Origin of the sequence: Chryseobacterium sp. GM_Chr_2 (genome assembly GCF_026540445.1) — a bacterium.
Taxonomy (GTDB): Bacteria; Bacteroidota; Bacteroidia; order Flavobacteriales; family Weeksellaceae; genus Chryseobacterium.
The window spans coordinates 141,896-158,072 of the sequence record NZ_JALNUD010000005.1 but is presented as its reverse complement, the minus strand read 5'-3'; the positions used below and the strand labels follow the sequence as shown (position 1 = coordinate 158,072).

The 16,177-nt window shown below is 34.0% G+C and carries 14 protein-coding genes and 8 tRNA genes; 20 read left to right on the top strand and 2 right to left on the bottom strand.

Annotated features, from left to right (window positions below):
* Positions 1-176: 176 nt before the first annotated feature.
* Both OXQ85_RS10105 and OXQ85_RS10100 read left to right on the top strand, forming a co-directional pair.
* Positions 177-890 carry a DUF434 domain-containing protein gene (locus tag OXQ85_RS10105; RefSeq protein WP_267404128.1) on the top strand — a complete coding sequence of 238 codons (714 nt, stop codon included), beginning with the start codon at positions 177-179 and terminating at the stop codon, positions 888-890.
* Positions 891-893: 3 nt separating this feature from the next.
* Positions 894-1,544 (top strand): hypothetical protein, encoded by a 651-nt coding sequence (locus OXQ85_RS10100; protein ID WP_267404126.1) that lies wholly within the window; start codon positions 894-896, stop codon positions 1,542-1,544.
* Here OXQ85_RS10100 and OXQ85_RS10095 read toward each other — a convergent pair.
* Entirely contained in the window at positions 1,541-2,377 is an 837-nt protein-coding gene (locus tag OXQ85_RS10095; protein WP_267404124.1) for a glycosyltransferase, read from the bottom strand. The two genes, OXQ85_RS10100 and OXQ85_RS10095, sit on opposite strands and share 4 nt — an antisense overlap.
* A gap of 331 nt (positions 2,378-2,708) precedes the next feature.
* On the opposite strand from OXQ85_RS10095, the gene OXQ85_RS10090 reads away from it, so the two are divergent.
* The 6 genes from OXQ85_RS10090 to OXQ85_RS10065 all read left to right on the top strand — a co-directional run bounded on the left by OXQ85_RS10090 (position 2,709) and on the right by OXQ85_RS10065 (position 5,548).
* Positions 2,709-4,073: an SDR family oxidoreductase gene (locus OXQ85_RS10090; RefSeq protein ID WP_267404122.1), complete on the top strand. Its 1,365-nt coding sequence runs from the start codon at positions 2,709-2,711 to the stop codon at positions 4,071-4,073.
* Positions 4,074-4,080: 7 nt separating this feature from the next.
* Positions 4,081-4,153 (top strand) — tRNA-Ala (locus OXQ85_RS10085).
* Positions 4,154-4,158: 5 nt separating this feature from the next.
* Positions 4,159-4,230 (top strand) — tRNA-Ser (locus OXQ85_RS10080).
* Positions 4,231-4,236: 6 nt separating this feature from the next.
* Positions 4,237-4,309: transfer RNA gene (locus tag OXQ85_RS10075), tRNA-Gly, on the top strand.
* 133 nt (positions 4,310-4,442) lie between these two features.
* Positions 4,443-4,766 carry a hypothetical protein gene (locus OXQ85_RS10070; protein ID WP_267404120.1) on the top strand — a complete coding sequence of 108 codons (324 nt, stop codon included), beginning with the start codon at positions 4,443-4,445 and terminating at the stop codon, positions 4,764-4,766.
* Complete coding sequence (locus tag OXQ85_RS10065) at positions 4,763-5,548, top strand: TatD family hydrolase (RefSeq protein WP_267404118.1); 786 nt, start codon at positions 4,763-4,765, stop codon at positions 5,546-5,548. The genes OXQ85_RS10070 and OXQ85_RS10065 overlap by 4 nt, the downstream gene beginning before the upstream one ends.
* A 66-nt stretch (positions 5,549-5,614) precedes the next feature.
* Here the strand turns inward: OXQ85_RS10065 and deoD are convergent, their stop codons facing one another.
* Positions 5,615-6,325, bottom strand: coding sequence for a purine-nucleoside phosphorylase (gene deoD, locus OXQ85_RS10060; protein ID WP_267404116.1), 711 nt, complete (start codon positions 6,323-6,325; stop codon positions 5,615-5,617).
* A gap of 404 nt (positions 6,326-6,729) precedes the next feature.
* Here deoD and OXQ85_RS10055 point away from each other — a divergent pair, with 404 nt between their 5' ends.
* The 12 genes from OXQ85_RS10055 (at position 6,730) to OXQ85_RS10000 (ending at position 16,157) form a co-directional block, all read left to right on the top strand.
* Positions 6,730-7,368, top strand: coding sequence for a hypothetical protein (locus OXQ85_RS10055; RefSeq protein ID WP_267404114.1), 639 nt, complete (start codon positions 6,730-6,732; stop codon positions 7,366-7,368).
* A gap of 107 nt (positions 7,369-7,475) precedes the next feature.
* A complete protein-coding gene (locus OXQ85_RS10050) occupies positions 7,476-8,609 on the top strand; it encodes an AAA family ATPase (protein ID WP_267404112.1) in 1,134 nt (377 codons plus the stop codon).
* Positions 8,582-9,325, top strand: a complete 744-nt coding sequence (locus tag OXQ85_RS10045) for a hypothetical protein (RefSeq protein ID WP_267404111.1) — start codon at positions 8,582-8,584, stop codon at positions 9,323-9,325. The genes OXQ85_RS10050 and OXQ85_RS10045 overlap by 28 nt, the downstream gene beginning before the upstream one ends.
* Positions 9,316-11,712 carry a hypothetical protein gene (locus OXQ85_RS10040; RefSeq protein ID WP_267404110.1) on the top strand — a complete coding sequence of 799 codons (2,397 nt, stop codon included), beginning with the start codon at positions 9,316-9,318 and terminating at the stop codon, positions 11,710-11,712. The genes OXQ85_RS10045 and OXQ85_RS10040 overlap by 10 nt, the downstream gene beginning before the upstream one ends.
* Complete coding sequence (locus OXQ85_RS10035; protein WP_267404109.1) at positions 11,696-13,423, top strand: APC family permease; 1,728 nt, start codon at positions 11,696-11,698, stop codon at positions 13,421-13,423. Before OXQ85_RS10040 ends, OXQ85_RS10035 begins: the two co-directional genes overlap by 17 nt.
* A complete protein-coding gene (locus OXQ85_RS10030) occupies positions 13,416-14,441 on the top strand; it encodes a hypothetical protein (protein ID WP_267404107.1) in 1,026 nt (341 codons plus the stop codon). The genes OXQ85_RS10035 and OXQ85_RS10030 overlap by 8 nt, the downstream gene beginning before the upstream one ends.
* 9 nt (positions 14,442-14,450) lie before the next feature.
* Entirely contained in the window at positions 14,451-14,726 is a 276-nt protein-coding gene (locus OXQ85_RS10025; RefSeq protein ID WP_267404105.1) for a hypothetical protein, read from the top strand.
* An 805-nt stretch (positions 14,727-15,531) separates the two neighbouring features.
* Positions 15,532-15,604, top strand: a tRNA-His gene (locus OXQ85_RS10020).
* A gap of 100 nt (positions 15,605-15,704) precedes the next feature.
* A tRNA-Ile gene (locus tag OXQ85_RS10015) sits at positions 15,705-15,778 on the top strand.
* Positions 15,779-15,846: 68 nt separating this feature from the next.
* A tRNA-Arg gene (locus tag OXQ85_RS10010) sits at positions 15,847-15,920 on the top strand.
* Between the two features lie 85 nt (positions 15,921-16,005).
* Positions 16,006-16,079 (top strand) — tRNA-Lys (locus tag OXQ85_RS10005).
* Positions 16,080-16,083: 4 nt separating this feature from the next.
* Positions 16,084-16,157, top strand: a tRNA-Arg gene (locus OXQ85_RS10000).
* Positions 16,158-16,177 lie beyond the last annotated feature (20 nt).

Here is a 16,177-nt window from a genome sequence, read left to right as displayed (position 1 = left end):
TTTAGTTGAATAATCAATATTTATTGTTTTGTTTTTTACGATAAAAATTAAATTTTGTTAACATTAAGCAGGGTTTCCCTTTCCCAAATTTGTGTTCTGCATTACGTTTTTTGGGTTTTCTTACAAATATTGATTCCCAAAATCAATATTTTTCATTAAAAATTTTACATTTGAGCATGAATAACAGGAACCGTGGAAAAAATACCGAAGATGATGATTTGTTTGGAATAGAAAAGCAAATTGATAAGATGAGAGAGGCTGTTCAGGATGTGAAATATCTTTTGAGCCATGGATACGCAGAAAAGGCAAGTTGTGATTTGGCAGGAAATCGTTATAAACTTAAAACCCGACAAATTCAGGCTTTTCGTGGTGCTTCGGCATCAGAAAATCAGATTCAGACAAGAAAAAATAAGCAACTGAATTTTATCGATCTCAAAGATAAAGTTGTTTTTCTAGATGGCTTCAATATTTTGATTTTGTTGGAAAGTTTGCTTTCCGGAGCATATTTATTTCAGGGATTGGATGGCTGCTACCGTGATTTGTCAGGCGTTCACGGAACTTATAAAAGAGTGAACCAAACTTTTGAAGCAATTGGTTTAGTAGGTCGTTTTTTTCATCAGATAAAACCTGAAAAATTAGTTTGGGTTTTTGATCAACCGGTTTCTAACAGTGGAAGAATTAAGCAGATAATTCTTGATTTTGCTCGGGAAAAATCTTATCATTGGGAAGTACTTTTAGAATTTAATCCCGATAAATTTTTAGTGGAAAATGCTGAAATTGTGGTTTCCTCAGACGGCTGGGTTTTAGATCATTGCAAACATTGGTTTAATCTCACAGATTATTTAATTACAGAAGAAAATTTGCCTGTTAATCTGATAAAACTCTTTTAAAAAATGAATCTATTTCAACCCTATATTTCATTGTTTTCGAATGAATGGAAAGATCAATATTCTAAAATTTTAGCTGAAGAATATTTGGAAAACATGAGTAAGAATATTCATCGGTTTAAAGATGGAAATGTAGACTTTGTATTGCCTTATTTTAATGAAGAAATTCAAATTGAGCGATCTGAAAGTTTTAAATTATTCATTGATATTTTTGATAGAGAATTAACAAAGGAAGTACTTGTAAAATCTCTTGAACAAATTCCTTTTGAACATTGGTTGAATATTTTAGGACAACGGTTGACTTCTGCGAGTATTCGCGATGAATCTGCCATTCCGCCTTTAAAAAATATTTTGATTGAGAGTTGTGAAAAGCCTTTTAATAATGAAATCACCATCGCACAGCGAGCTTGGGAAAAACATGTCGGAAGAATGGAAGATCAGTTTTGGGGCGAAGTAAAAGGAAATAATCAAGAAAAACAGAAGATTGTAATGGAAAAAATCCACCATATTTTAGATTACCAAACATGGTGGAATGTATTTTTTCATTACAAACACAATCTTGTATTTGAAGTTCGTGAAAAAGGAGGTCATGGTATGAGGTGGAGCCACGGAGGGACTCATTTAATAGGCTTTCTCGAAACTTTTATTAATGATTAAAAGTTGAAGAATAATCTCGCTTTTGTTTTTAATCTGAAAGCAACTTTGGTTTGATACTGTAAAAGATCATAAATATCTTTTTCGTTAGTATAAGTCTTGGGAACAGTTTGCTTATTAATCATCTTTATAGAGCGCCTTTTCATCGTGTTAAAGATAACTCTGGCAAAAGATTCTTTCGCTTTTTTCTTCGATTTGAATTGTGAAATTCCGTGAGAATGAAGTCTGTATTTATAAAGATCTTCATCAATAAATGCAGGATTTCCGTGATCTAATATTTTCAGATAAAGATCTTGATCCACAGCACTGGTAAGTTCAGGATTGATACCTAAAGTTTTTTGGTAAATTTCTTTTTTAAAAGTAAAAAAGTGAGCAAATTGAACTGGACAATTAAAAAAATACTTGTCGTTGTAGATTTGTTTTGTTTTTGAAAAAGTTTTGTCAGCCGTCAGATTTTCATCACACATCATCATTCTGGAATACGTAGCAACAATTTCAGGATTATTGTCGTATTCTGCTACCGATTTTTCTAGTGCGGTAGGGTAAAGCGCGTCGTCAGGATCCAGATAACCACAGATTTCACCTTCTGCATATTCCATACATTTTCTTTTTGTGAAACCACATCCTTTGTTAGATTCATTTTCAAACAGTTTGAAACGATCATCTCCCGAAATGATTCTTTTTATAATTTCCACAGAATCATCCGTTGAAGCATCATCCACTATTATCACTTCAAAATTAGTATAAGATTGATTGATAATAGATTCATAGCACTCCTTGAAGTACTTTCCGTTATTATAATTCGCTATAAGAACTGAAAATTTTATCACCATCATTAGAAATATTGTATAACGTAAATTTACGATTTTTTTATTTGAAAGTATTTATTATTGGTTGAAATTTAATTTTTATACTGTAATTTGTTATTATTCAATAAGATTATTTTTAAACGTGGTATGTTAATGTTTTATATATTTTCTTTAAAATAATAAATGTTGTTGTTTGTATTAATCTCAACTTGGCATTTTGTTATTATTATTTGAAATTGAAAATATGATATATAATAATTTATGATTGTGAATAATTATTAATGAATAAAAAATATTTTTTGCTACGTAAAAAGAATGCGTACATGAAAAATAATTTTGCTTTTGTAAATAAAAAGCAATGGATTTTTCTAATCAAAACTTTACGCAAAGCGAATGGAAATCGTGTCTTAAGGTATTAAATGCCTTAAAAGATGAGCCATTTTCTAATCCGGATAATCAAACTTTTTCAGGATTAATTACGAAAATTCATAAGAACGCCAAAAAGCAAAGTCGCCAGGAAAATTACTTTCAGATGAAATCTCATGATTTAGAGATTAATTCTGAATCTGTACTAATGAAAAAAGCGTTGGCGGGAGTTTCTGCTTTTTATGATGACCAAAAAGGCGAAACACAACTTACAAAATTACAAATACCTAAAAACTGCTATTGCTGTAACCAAAGTTATCATTACGCCCATTCTTTTTACACGAGACTGTGCCCAAAATGTGCGGACGAAAATTACGAAAAACGTTTTTTGTCAACAGATTTAGCGGGAAGAAATGTAATTTTAACCGGAGGACGTGTAAAGGTAGGTTTCGCAACCGCTTTAAAATTGTTGAGAAACGGTGCCAATTTGGTTTTGACGACCCGTTTTCCGGCGCTGGCATTGGAAACTTTGCAGCAGGAAGTAGATTATGATGAATGGAAAGACAGACTTTGGGTATATGGTTTAGATCTTAGAAATTTAAAGGCAATTCAGGAATTTATAGATTTTTATAAATCGAATTTTGAAACGCTTGATATATTAATCAATAATGCAGCGCAGACAATTAAATATCCCGATCAATATTATTTACCTGTCATCAAACGTGAAAACGAAATGTTGGTTGAATGTAGAAACAATCAAAAATTAATTCCCAACGCAACAGCAATTTCCTCCGAAATCGAAAAACTGGAATATGCGGAAAATGAAGAAGCGAATATTGCTTTAACGCGTTTCGGGCAACCTGTTGATAATCGGGATAAAACGAGCTGGAATTCTACATTGGAAGAAGTTTCGATGTACGAATTGGTTGAGGTGAATTTAATCAATCATATCGCGCCCTATTTTCTGATTAAAGAATTAAAACAATTAATGAAAAACTCAGTTTTTAAAGAAAAATTTATCGTGAATGTGACGTCTTCGGAAGGTATTTTCAGTTATGATAATAAAACGATTTTTCATCCGCATACGAATATGACAAAGGCCGCTCTGAATATGATGACGCTCACTTCGGCAAAGGAATTTGAAAAAGATCAGATTTATATGACAGCAGTTGATGTTGGTTGGATTTCCACGGGAGCAAAGGAAAGTTTGAGAAAGAAACAGTTTGAACAGGGATATATTCCACCATTGGATTCTGTGGATGGAGCTGCGAGAATTTTACATCCGATTGTGGAAGGAATTAATGGAAATTATTTCAGTGGAGTTTTATTGAAAAATTATAAAATTAATAACTGGTAAAATATAGGAAGCGTTAGTTCAGCTGGAAGAATTTTGTCATTGCGCGGCAAAGGTCGTGGGTTCGAGTCCCACACGCTTCCAAAATGGAGATAATAGTTATAATGGAAAAATACATTTTGCTAAAGTGAGTTGCAGGTTCGATTCCTGCTTATCTTCCAAAACAGAAACGTTAGCTCAAAAGGAAGAGCCCTGATTTTCCAGGTCAGATGTTGCGGGTTCGAGTCCCGTACGTTTCGCAAGGAATACGAAGTTTATAGAGGGAATAAATACTTTCGCTAACATGCGAAAGAGTATGCAGGTTCGAATCCTGCGGTATTCCCATCTTAGATTTCAAGGCAAACGAAATTAATTCATATTTAATTCAAAAGCATGAAAAACATTTATAACAAGGGAACTTTCAGAAGTTATGAATGGGGTAAAATCGGACCTTATTTAAAAAAGTATGGGAATAAAAAATGGAGAAGGACTGAAAGATTAGAAATAGAAGATCAACTTAGAGAAACAACTCAGTTTTTTAAATGGAGAAGAAAAAAACGAAAATTAATTTGGGCTAAAATTACAAGAGAAATCAATGGAAGAATAACTTCTAATTATAGAAGCTTTTACTCTGAAAAATCTTTTAAAAGCTCGATAAGCAGAGCCCATATAACAAGATGTTTTTTAATAAATAATGATAAAAAAAGAAAAAAATGAACACATTTATCGATATTGGTATCAATCTCACCAATAAACAATTTTATAACGAACAAGAAGAAATCATCAACCGCGCCCTTGACAATGGAGTAGAGCAAATGATCCTCACAGGAACAAGCGTTCGCCGAAGTAAAGAATCAGCGGAGATTGCAGAAGATTATCCTGAAATTATATTTTCAACCGCTGGAATTCATCCTCATGATGCAAAATCTTTCAACAATGAAAGTATTCATGAATTAAGAAAACTTTTAAGACTGGATCACGTTGTTTCCGTTGGAGAATGTGGACTAGATTTCGACAGAGATTTTTCGCCAAGATCCATTCAGGAAAAATGCTATCGCGCTCAACTTGAATTATCAATCGAAGTGAATAAACCTCTTTTTTTTCACGAAAGATTAGCCTTCAAAAGGTTTAACGAAATCACAGACGAATATTTATCAAAACTTCCAAAAGCTGTTGTCCATTGTTTTACCGGAGCTTTGGAGGAAGCGAAAATTTATTTGGATAAAGGTTTTTACTTAGGTTTCACTGGAGCTATTAGCGATCAAGGTAGATTCAAATATTTGGAAGAAGTCATTAAATATGTTCCCCTCGACCGAATAATGATCGAAACCGATGCGCCTTTTATGCTTCCGAAAAATATGCCTCGAATGCAAAACCGTAGAAACGAACCTTCATTTTTGCCTTATGTTGCCCAAACGATTGCCAATGTAAAGAAAATCAGTATTTCTGAAGTTGCCGATGAAACAACAGAAGTTGCAAAAAGTTTTTTCAGAATATAAAAAAAGAGTTCTACATCACTGTAAAACTCTTTTTTATAAATATTTTCAAACGAAAGATATTCGCTCTTATAAACTTTTAAGTGCTGATTCCAACGCTAATTCCATCATTGGTTTCAACGCTTTTTCTCTTTCGTCAGCAGAGATTTTTTCGTGAGTCGGAATAATGTCTGTTACCGTAAGAATGGTTGCGGCATTTTTTCCTAAATATTGAGCATTGGCGAATAATCCAAAAGCTTCCATTTCTACTGCAGGACAGTTATATTTCGTTGCAATGGCAGGAACAGCCGGATCTTTTCTGTAGAAAATATCACTACTGTGAACATTGATTGCTTTGGCTTTTAATGAAAGTTCTTCAGCAGTTTGGTTAATCGTATTGAAAATATTTCCTTGGTGAGAAAGAATTTCATCTTCAATTTCCCAAGCATATTTTGCATACGTACTTTCACTGGCTGCATTTTCAACATTTAAAATATCAAAAAGCTGAAGCTCTGTATTGTAAGCGCCACAAGTTCCGATTCTGATGATCGTATCTACATCATATTCTGTAAACAACTCAAAAGAATAGATTCCGATGCTCGGGAAGCCCATTCCGCTGGCTCCCACAGAGATTTCTTTTCCTTTATAAAGCCCTGTATAATAGAAAATTCCTCTTGTTTTACTTACCAGTTTGGCATCTTCTAAAAAATTTTCGGCAATATATTGTGCGCGAAGCGGATCTCCGGGTTGTAACAAAACTTTAGCAATTTCTCCTTTTTTTGCGCTAATGTGAATACTCATAATTTTATTTTGAAAGTGCAAAGATAGCAAATATGTGCATAGCTAATTTCTAATCTTTATATGCGGTAAATATCAATGTGATAAAATTATTTAATCAGTTTTTTTAGGAGCTTTTTCGCGCTTTCCGCACTCGCTATTTTTTTGTTTCGGGCGGCGGCTGGCAAAGCCAGCCGCCGCCCGAAACAAAGAAATGAGCTCAAACAAATGCTCCAATCACGGCTAGGGAAGTTGTTTACCAATTAACAATCAGTAATAACATTCACCTTTTATCATTCAAAATGAATCTACAAAAAATAAAAACTTCCATTACCCAACATCCTAACTTCCATCTTTTTATTATTTAATCATCAATCCTTCATTTAAAAATTTTATTGTCGGATAAATAATTCTATTTTTGTTATATCATGGAAACCAAATCCCCATTTTTAGACACTTTATTTATGCTTCGGAAAGACGAATGCATCACTATTTTTACGGACATTCAGGAAATCTCAAAAAAAGAAGAGCACGATGCTGCCGATTATTTTGAATCTGAATTCGAAAAAGAACGTCTTGAGTTTTTATCAGATCAAATCAGTTGTGATAAAGAGGCGGCTGTTTGGGCTGCAAAAGTTCTGTATCAGAGTGTGCAATTGCATCTTATCAGAAAAGGAACCGGAAAAGATTTAGAAAAACTGATTCCGAAATTTAAAGGAAAAAGAGATGTTTCATCCATGCTGTCGGCCGATCTTTCACTGAGGTTTTTACCACAAATCATTATCGTCCTTCAAAATGCGGATCCTGAAGATGCTTTAGTGAAAATGTTGGAAGACATCCTATTGCAATTTCATTATTCAGGAATTGGATATGATCTGAATCTGGAAAAAATAAACTGGGAAGAAGAACTGAAAGATAAAACCTACCGAAAATTATATCTCGAAAGAATTGTAGAAAAAAAAGCATATCAGCTTGCCGAAATTCCTTATATCAATCAGTTATTGATCGCCGAATTTGGAATGTATAAAGATATTTTCTGGAGAGAATTAAAAATTGTAAAGGATTAAATCTTTGTTGTCTTTGTTAAGTGAAACGCCTTTGCGAACTTAAAAACATTTATTTATTAAAAAGAAACTTAGCGCTCTTTGCGTTTAAAAGATAAAATAAAAAATTAATGACTCAGAATATAGAAAAATTAAACAAAGTACTGTCCTATGTGAAAGACACTTTTGTTGGAAAAAACGATGTAGTAGATCTATTGGGAATCTGCCTTTTGGCAAGAGAAAATGCCTTTTTGTACGGCCCTCCGGGAACGGCAAAATCTGCTATTGTGAGAACATTGGCCAATACTGTAAAAGATGGCAAAAACTTCGAATATCTTTTGACACGTTTTACCGAACCTAACGAAATTTTCGGTCCATTTGATATCAGAAAATTAAAGGAAGGTGAATTATTGACGAATACCGAAGGAATGATGCCGGAAGCTTCCATGGTTTTTCTGGATGAGATCTTCAATGCCAATTCGGCGATTTTGAATTCACTTTTGATGGCTTTAAACGAAAAAATTTTCAAGAGAGGAAAAGAAACCAAGCATCTTCCAGCCTTAATGTTTGTCGGAGCAAGTAATGTTCTTCCCGAAGACGAAGCGTTGAATGCTTTGTTCGATCGTTTTCTGATCAGAATTAATGTAGATTATGTACATCCTGACCTTCTTCAACAGGTACTTTTAGCCGGAAGAAAACTGGAAAATTTTGTGGAAATGGAAAGTCCAGAAATTTTAGCTCATGAGATCAAAGAACTTCAGGGTTTGTGCAGAAGCATAGATTTGAAGCCTATTTATGAAGTGTATTTAAATACGATTATCAGTCTTAGAAATACTGGAATTGCTATTTCCGACCGTAGAGCGGTAAAGTTGCAGAATTTGATTGCAGCAAGTGCTTTGATTTGCGGAAGAAATGAAGCCATTTTATCGGATTTATGGGTGCTGAAACATATTTGGGACACCGAAGAACAGATTGAAATTCTGGAAGGTATCATCAACAGGACGATTGAAAAAGATGAAAATCCTCAGTCTCATCCTCAGGCATTGCAAAACAAAACGCCGAATCCTGAAGAAGTGATGAAAGATGTTAAAATTTTGATTGAAAAATGGGAAAGCGGCGCATTAAGTTTTGAAGAGCAGAATGTCATCAAAGATAAATTGAGATATCTTCAAACGCGTTGCGACTGGATCAAAAATCCTGAACAAAGACAATTTATTCAAAAAGAAATTGAAAGTCTATGGCAGAAGATTCTCCAAAGCGCATAAAAGAATATTGGGCAGAATTTCCGCGTTCGTCTGAAGATTTTCTAGGCTCGATCCGAGATTGGAAAAATGTTCAGATCGCAACGGATGATGAGATCATTTGGCTCAGAGGTTTTACCGAAGAACAGACAGTTTCTTCGGAGCTTCAGCAGTTGCCTAATTTTTTGCTTTACGAATTACGAGACGGACTTTTATTCAGAATAGAAGCTTTGGTTCCGAGTAAAAAAATACGAACAGGTTTGCTGTGGATGTCGATTCATAAAGCTTTACAGCTTACTTTTCCTCCTTCCAATCAGAATTTTTTTGGAATTGACGGGAAAATTGAAGTTCAGCTAAAACCGAGTGAAGAAGAGCAGCCGGCAACCGCTTTGTTATGTTCAATGAAAGATATCAAAGAAATGCTCATTGCAATGCCAAAATTCAAACTGGAAAAAATCAACTGGATTGTTATTAATGATAAAGCTTTATTTATGGGAAATCCGTTGCTGAGCTTTCCGGGGAAAACATTTTGGCTAAAAAACGATCATTTATTGCCGACAGGTTTTGATTTTGAATTTAAAAACGTAAGCACTTTACTGCAAAAAAAATATAATGAAAAACGCGGCAAATGGCTTTTATGGAATGAAGACGGAAGTTATCTGCCAATCACTAAAAATGATTTTCGAAAGTTGTCTGTAAGCTCATTTCGCCTCACCGAAAAATCGAAGGAATGGATATAAATCAATATTTCCAATCGTATGAAAATTATTTCTGGGAATGGACGACCGATGAAGACGTTCCCGATGAATCCGGCTATCACGAAAACAATCTTATTTCGATCCCGAATATAGGACCGATTGCGTATAGAGCGTATGTGATCGAAGTTTTGAAAATGTTAAAAGTAGGTTTCCCGAGTTTTGGTTCTCTGCTTTTAACTTTGTATGCCACTCAGGATGGGTATATCAATTTTAATGATGCATTGGCTCCGACAAAGAATTTTTACGGCGATGGAGATGCTGTAAAAGGAATTGTGAATATAACGGTTGATTTTCTGGAGCGCGTAAAAAGTTTAGATAAAGTCTATAAAAAAGGTCAAAATAGAATCACGCTTTTACAAACCTTATTTGGAAGCGTTTATCTTCGATTGTCGTCCGGAAATTCTGAATTAATTTTAGGAAGATACCGAAAAAGACCGCATAAAATTGGCGAAAGCGCAGTTAAAAAGTATGCAACTCCCAACTTTGTTTATAATGATCTACGGATTTTTGAACGATTAAACCAAATATTTCCTACAACACAGTCCATTATTGATGCATTACAGGGAAAAATTGATGATCTTGAATTGGAAGATGAAATTGCCGAAGATGAAGCCACTGTAGAAAGTGCCGGTAATGATTTCATTCAGGAATTGATCGAAGAGCCAAAAACATTTCAGGTTGGAAGTTTGATTAAAAGAATCTGGAGCGGTTTAAAAATTCCGATGAAGCATCTTTCGCCTGGCGAACAGCCAATTGGCGGCGTTTCTGATATGACGAATAAAGGTGAACTTCACAGAATGCTTTTGTCTGAATTTGCTAATGAAGATGAGGTTTTCATGAGTAGAATTGCCAATAATGAGGCATTGTATATTCAAAGGGAAATTCCGCCTGAAGAAAATATTTTTGAAAGAATTATTTTAATAGATACTTCCCTGAAAAATTGGGGAATGCCGAAGGTTTTGTCTTTTGCTTCCACGATTGCGATCATCAAACATCCGAAAGCACACACGGAATGCAAAGTTTTTGCCTTGGGTAAAAATATCACGCCGATGTCTTTGGATAAAGTGGAAGAAGTGGTTGAAAATCTGAATCAGGTGAGTGGTTTATTGGATGTTTCACCTGCATTGGACGAGTTTTTCAGTAAAAAGCATTCTGAAAAAGATCTGGAAGTTTTCTTTGTTACGAATGAGGAAAATTTAGCCAATCCCAATCTTCAGAAAGTCATTCATGAGAACAGAGATCGATTGAAATTTATTGTAACTACTTCGGCAAATGGCGAACTGAATTTTTACAAACATCACAACGGAGCCAGAAAACATATTCAGAAAATTATGTTGCCGTTGCAGGAATTATGGGCAAATCCTCCGAAGAAAAAAGCGGTTCAAAATAATAATGCTCAGAAAAGCGGTTCCAAAACTCCGATTCCGTTGAATTATCCGGTGCTGTTTCCAACACCAAAAAGCAGAATTACCACTTTTTTATATGAAGGAGAATTTTATATTTTAAGCAACAAAAAACAATTGCTGCGAACGTATTTGTCAGACAATTATTACAACAAAAATATTTATGTAAGTTCTAGAATTCATCGTGGTTCAGAGGTTTTGGTTGAAAATATTTCCATAAAACCGAAAGGACAGTTTGCTTTGGCTAAAGATAAACAGGGAAATTATATCATTTGCCAATATCAGCCGGATAAAAAATTGCTTTCAAAACTGAATGTGATTACCGGAGAATATTCTGATCTGAATGTAACGGGACAAAATATTCCGTTGAATTTTAATCTTATTTACTTTAACCGAAATTTTTATCTGCATGAAGATGGTTTTCCGAAGATTTTCAAAATCAATATTGATGGTAAAATCTCCATAGAACAGGTTGAAAATAATGAAGAAATAAGCAGACGATTTATCCGAAATACGGCAGAGTTGGCGAGGCTTCATAACGGTGGCGAAAATATTTTAAGCAATTTTGGAATCATAGGAATTAATGAAGCACAAGAATTGGTGGTTTCCAAATTGGCTTTATCGCGTAGGTTTGATAATGTATATAATTTTAATAAAAATCTTATGGATTTGGATGTCATCGCAAGCCAGAATAAGAATAAATATACTTTTGGAGATGGCAGCGAAATCATCACCGATACCCGCGGAATGCTCACTTTTAAAAGCAGCAACAAGCATATTCCTACTTTTTATATACCTTCCACGCAATACGGTTATCTCGCGTTGGCAACCGGAAAAGATTTTGGCGGTTCAGAATATTATCTGCCTAAAAATACGCAGTTGAAGATTAAAGAAATGGACGAAATGTATACGGATTATATGAAGAATTTCATTAAACATATTTTGGATTATGGAACTAAGAATTAAACCTTTTCCGAAAAACAGCTATCCAAAGAAAGGACTTTTGATAAAAGGTTCTTCACCTTTGGTATGGCTTCAGGAAATGGAATTGTTGGGAATTGATCTGAATGAGGTGAAATCTTTTGCTATTCCGTCTAATGAACCGAATAGCTTATACGGTTGTTTGTTGATTTTCAATGGTTCTGCTCCTAATGAAATTGGAAAGAACGCTTATTTTCAGTCGGTTGATGACAAATTGTTTATTCCGGAAAACACTATTTTTTATCCGCAGATTTTGCCGGAAGAGTGGAAAAGTTCAGGTTCAGAATATCTGATTATGCATCCTGATTTTGGTTTGGTGAAATTGTCAGAGCAAATTAATTGGCTGGAAGTCATTCAATCTCCTTTGCTGGATTCTTCGAAAGTTCGAAAACCATCGAATGGGGTGAAAATTTCTTCCGAAATTAAGAGTTATACGGTAGAAATGGATGATGATAAGGTGTTGGAAGCTTTATCTAAACCTAAAACCGATGAAGAATGGATGAAAGATTTACCATTCGATCTAAAAAAAGTATTAGCAGGAAATCAAAAGGAAATTGAAAAATATTTAAAATATATCGAGCAGCATCCGGATAGAATTGTGGATTTGGGTGTGCCGTTGGATGTGATGGGAACTTCACGCGGTGATGGTTTCAGCAAATTTAAATTTGGCGAGGGAATGTTCGGTAGATTATTTGGAAATATGTTTGGCGGAAACAATAATTCAGCTGAAAATTTTTCTGATAATGAACGTCCCCGTAAAAAAAGCTATTTCTGGATATTTTGGGTGATCATTATTATATTTTCAATCATAAGATTTGCGATACGATGGGATAAAATGAACTCTACACCTGAAAAAAGTGAAAATGTTCAGACGAGTAACCTTCCGGTAATTTCAAAACCATCAGATCCGCTGATGTTTGAATCGGGAGTTACGGAAATAGATATGAAAATTGATTCTATTTATCGCGAAAAGAGAACACAACTTTCAAGAGAACTCAACAAAACGAGACAAATTTACACACATAATGATGATTTGGTAACTCAGCATCATCTTCAGAATGGCGGACGAAATCTGGAAACTGTAGAAAATGATATTGCGATTACAAAAAATAAAATGAAAAGGTCGAAAGATTCTCTGAAGCAGATTTATAATCAGAAAATTTTTCAGCAGGTAGAGGAAAAATCAACAAGTTTTAAGAAAAAAATTGCTGATTCTCTGAAACAATCAACCGGAAAACCTGCCGATAAAGGTTTGGTAAAAAGCATTTGGAATAAAAAACAAATTCTGATGATCGATTCTCTCGGAAAGTATTACGGAACAAAAGAAGAACCTGAACTTCCTGTTATTCATGATGGTAAAAATAATTTTGAAGAGCTGCAAAATGCAACACCGAAGAATAATACCTCATTTATGGAAATCGTCTGGCTGATTATCTTTATGATAGGAGCGGTAGGGCTTTATAATTATCTGGTAAAGAGAAATTATTTTGATATCGGCGGCGAAAATATTCCGGCGGGAGTGAAAGTATTACTCATGATTATCCTTTTGGGAATGTTGCTTTATATTTTTTATCCGCTCATTAATATGTTTGGCTACAACTGGTTTGTCTGGTTGCTTATTGTGTGCGTTATCGTCGTATTATATCGACTATTTAGTAAAGATAAAACCATCTTAAAATCTGATAAAAATGAATAAACAAAGATTTACAGATAAATTTATCGCGGCACTTTTTATCCTGATATTCATTAAAATATTCGGAATTCTGGCCGAGCTTTTCCATAAGAGCTTTTGGGATGTGTTTGCTACTTTTTTAATTTTTGTAGTAGTGGCTATTGTTGTGCTTATTGTGGTTATTTTTCAATCTGACAAAGAAATAAACAATGCCAATGCTGGAAAAAGTGGCAGATCGATGGCGGGAAATAGCTCGTATGTAGAATCCTCAGTTTTCAACAGGCTTCATAATATATACGAAGAACGTGCGCAAAAATACATTTCCGAGAAAGATTACAGAAATGCGGCAAAAGTGTATATCAATCTTTTGAAAGATAATTATCGCGGTGCAAAAACATTGGCAGACGGCGAATTGTATAACGAAGCAGCAGTAATTTACCTCAAAAAATTAAATAATAAATCTGAAGCAGCCCATTGTTACGAAAAAGCAAAACAGTATAAAAAGTCGATTGAATTATATAAAGAATTGGGGCAAAAAGAAAAAGTGGGAGATCTGTATAAGGAAATTAATGAGGTTGAGAATGCCGACAATTATTATCAAATGGTGGTAGATGATTATGTGAAATATAACCAAATGGTAAAAGCTTCTTTAATTTATCGTAAAAAAATGGAAAAACCGGAAGCGGCTCAAAAAATTCTACTTCAGGGCTGGGAAGAAAATAAAGATGCTTTTAATTGTTTGAATAACTATTTTGCGAATATCTTCGATGTTAAAAATCTGGATTCTGCGATTCGTGAAGTATATAAAAAGACGCCTTCCGAGAAAAAATCGATTTATTTGGATGCAATGAAGCATGAATTTAAAAAAGATGTTCAGCTTCAACTGACCGTAAGAAATATTGCTTACGAAATTATTGCGGAAAAAATTAAAACCCATTCTGAAATAGTGAATGAATTAAAATATTTTAATCCTGATGATGAGGTAATTTTAAAGGATATTTCAAGATATAAAATGAATCGGAGTAAAATTTTTGGACATTAAATTTAAAGAATGGATAATTATCACAAATATCTATATATCAAGAAAGGAGATAAAAACGTTTATGAAATTGTTGATGAATTAATGAGAAAAAATAAATCTCCATTGATTGCTATTAAACGGCTCAAAGAAATTTTCCCTGCTCTTTCATTAATGGAAGCAAAAGGAATTGTAATTATCAGGACGAGCGAGCATAAAAGTTTATACGATTATCAAGGGAGTTTATTTTCGGATCTTGAAGAATTTGATAGATTAATGAATGAAGAAAAAGAAAACAGAAACGAATAAAAGGCTCTCGAAGCCGCTAGTTTTTGATCTACTCGTCATAAACATTGTTAAAAAATTAAGAAAAACAATTATCTTTGCACCAATAAAATTATGACAATACAAAGAGCACATATCAGTTTAAATCTATGCGATCACCCTGTAGTAAAGGGATCGTTTGGATATGAATGGATGATATTGGATGAGGCGAAATGTGCTTGCTTTGAAAATTATTTACTGTAAACTCGTAAAAATTTAAACAAAATACTGCAGAAACGCCTCGATGATCGGGGCGTTTTTTGTGTTTTTAGGGCAGAAATTATTTAGAATGAAAAAAAATAACCATAAAAATGAAAATTATTTAATAACAAATGAACAATTAATAAGAAAATAAAGCGTGATAGGTAACCCGATGAGAGACAGTCATTTAGGTATTTAAGACATCTGCAAAATATTGCGGACGGAAATTCTCTATTCTAAATTTCAGTCATAATTAATTGATTTTCAAGTGTTTAAATGAAAAATAAATTTGCGGGTTAAAAAAAATCATCTTTACTTTGCAACCGAAAATTGAAAGCAACAAGTTTTCAACCTTTCAAACAAACTTTTTTTAAAACAAGAAAAATAAAATGAAACAATTACATAACATATCTAATTTACCTTCAAGACAGCGCGGTGTAGAACCGACGGGGCATGGGTATGCTTGTATTGTTCTTCTTGATAGTGAATTTGTGGATAAAAGGTGCTTATATAAATGGGTCAGCTAATAAACTGACCCGTCTAAAAATATAAAGCGCCTCCCGAAAAGAGGCGCTTTTTTATGTTTTATGGTTTCTCTAGCTTATTTGGTAAAGCGTCGGTTTGTGGCACCGGAGAACAGGGTTCGATCCCCGGAGATACCCAAAAAAGTGAATAGTCAATGGTCAATTTTACTTCGTAAGCGAATTTTTTAAAATTGATAACCAAAGCAGATTGACGATTGCTTATTCATAAATTAAAAACAATCTCATAGCTCAATGGGTTGGAGCATCGGTCTGATACGCCGAAGGTTGAAGGTTCGAGTCCTTCTGGGATTACAAAAAGTGAATGGTGAATTTTGTTTCACAAATGAATTTAAAATTTAAAATTGACCGCTCACAAATAAAATCTCATGGCTCAATTGGATAGAGCGTCGGTTTACGAAACCGAAGGTTGAAGGTTCGAGTCCTTCTGAGATTGCAAAAAGTGAATAGTGAATTTTGTTTCACAAGTGAATTTAAAATTGACAAGCAAAGCGAATTAACAATTCACCATTCACAAATAAAATCTCATGGCTCAAATGGTTAGAGCACCGATCTTTTAAATCGGGGGTTGAAAGTTCGAATCTTTCTGGGATTACAACGGTCTCGTAACTCAACTGAATAGAGTATGGGTTTTCTAAACCCAAAGTTACAGGTTTGAATCCTGTCGAGATCACAAAAGGAGAGTAGGCAAAT

Coding starts and splice junctions, on each gene's coding strand:
- OXQ85_RS10055 (WP_267404114.1), top strand. CDS start 6,730: ATGGAAACCAAATCCCCATTTTTAGACACTTTATTTATGCTTCGGAAA.
- OXQ85_RS10105 (WP_267404128.1), top strand. CDS start 177: ATGAATAACAGGAACCGTGGAAAAAATACCGAAGATGATGATTTGTTT.
- OXQ85_RS10100 (WP_267404126.1), top strand. CDS start 894: ATGAATCTATTTCAACCCTATATTTCATTGTTTTCGAATGAATGGAAA.
- OXQ85_RS10070 (WP_267404120.1), top strand. CDS start 4,443: ATGAAAAACATTTATAACAAGGGAACTTTCAGAAGTTATGAATGGGGT.
- OXQ85_RS10035 (WP_267404109.1), top strand. CDS start 11,696: ATGGAACTAAGAATTAAACCTTTTCCGAAAAACAGCTATCCAAAGAAA.
- OXQ85_RS10025 (WP_267404105.1), top strand. CDS start 14,451: ATGGATAATTATCACAAATATCTATATATCAAGAAAGGAGATAAAAAC.
- deoD (WP_267404116.1), bottom strand. CDS start 6,325: ATGAGTATTCACATTAGCGCAAAAAAAGGAGAAATTGCTAAAGTTTTG.
- OXQ85_RS10095 (WP_267404124.1), bottom strand. CDS start 2,377: ATGATGGTGATAAAATTTTCAGTTCTTATAGCGAATTATAATAACGGA.
- OXQ85_RS10065 (WP_267404118.1), top strand. CDS start 4,763: ATGAACACATTTATCGATATTGGTATCAATCTCACCAATAAACAATTT.
- OXQ85_RS10040 (WP_267404110.1), top strand. CDS start 9,316: ATGGATATAAATCAATATTTCCAATCGTATGAAAATTATTTCTGGGAA.
- OXQ85_RS10090 (WP_267404122.1), top strand. CDS start 2,709: ATGGATTTTTCTAATCAAAACTTTACGCAAAGCGAATGGAAATCGTGT.
- OXQ85_RS10050 (WP_267404112.1), top strand. CDS start 7,476: ATGACTCAGAATATAGAAAAATTAAACAAAGTACTGTCCTATGTGAAA.
- OXQ85_RS10030 (WP_267404107.1), top strand. CDS start 13,416: ATGAATAAACAAAGATTTACAGATAAATTTATCGCGGCACTTTTTATC.
- OXQ85_RS10045 (WP_267404111.1), top strand. CDS start 8,582: ATGGCAGAAGATTCTCCAAAGCGCATAAAAGAATATTGGGCAGAATTT.